At 35.4% G+C, this 797-nt stretch carries 1 protein-coding gene; it reads right to left on the bottom strand.

The window, feature by feature from the left end; translation table 11 throughout:
* Positions 1 to 67: 67 nt before the first annotated feature.
* Entirely contained in the window at positions 68 to 595 is a 528-nt protein-coding gene (locus ACFPYJ_RS32555) for a hypothetical protein (protein WP_379192660.1), read from the bottom strand.
* Positions 596 to 797 lie beyond the last annotated feature (202 nt).

Genomic DNA, 797 nt, shown 5'->3' with positions numbered 1-797 from the left:
CTCTTTATGTGCTGGATGATTGAACCGGAAAGTGTACTTGGCCAAATAAAAAATAACCGTAACAGAGCTATTGATTTGAAGTTTGGGGTAGGAGTTTGCTTTTGACTTTTCCCCAAGGCTTCTTAACGGAAATTAAAATCACAGCTAATAATAAGATCAATTGACTCGCACCGAAAACAAGAAGCATCAATCGGTCATGGATATAGCTAGGATTATGAAGGGCGTTTAGACGTTCTAATAATGTAATTTGAATTGCTTCTTGAACCCATATATTCAGTACTCCTCCTGAAAGAATCAGAACAAAAGAGATAACTTCCTTAGAAATAATCCAATAATATTTCGTTAGTCCCCAATGTGTTCGAATGGATAAGACAATTCCGGTAATAACAACTCCCAATGCTCCAGGAATAATGAGAGCCAGGTCAAAAATATGCATGAATGAATGGGCAGAATAAAGAAATTCTCCACTAGTAGTAAAATACACAATTAAGATCAAAACAATCTGAGTAAAACCGCCCCCAATCCACATGGCTGTAAAGAGAAGATGGAAAATTAACCACCAATTTTTTTGATGTTGAGGCATTTTTTTGGACATGCTGCACACTCCTTCATTTTCACTCAGAAAAAGAGTTATAATAGGACAATGATAACTTATCTTTCGTAATAAATAAATTATCTCGCGAGATAAGATAATTATAATTGGAGTGATTCAACGTGTCAATCAATCATAGGGAGAACATGCTGCAAATTTTTAATGAACAACTGCGACATTTCAGCACGGATACCATTTTGTTTCA

The organism is Paenibacillus solisilvae (assembly GCF_042656405.1).
In the GTDB taxonomy this organism is placed as follows: Bacteria; Bacillota; Bacilli; order Paenibacillales; family Paenibacillaceae; genus Paenibacillus_Z; species Paenibacillus_Z solisilvae.
The sequence above is the reverse complement of the archived record's forward strand: the minus strand, read 5'-3'. Positions and strand labels throughout refer to the sequence as shown.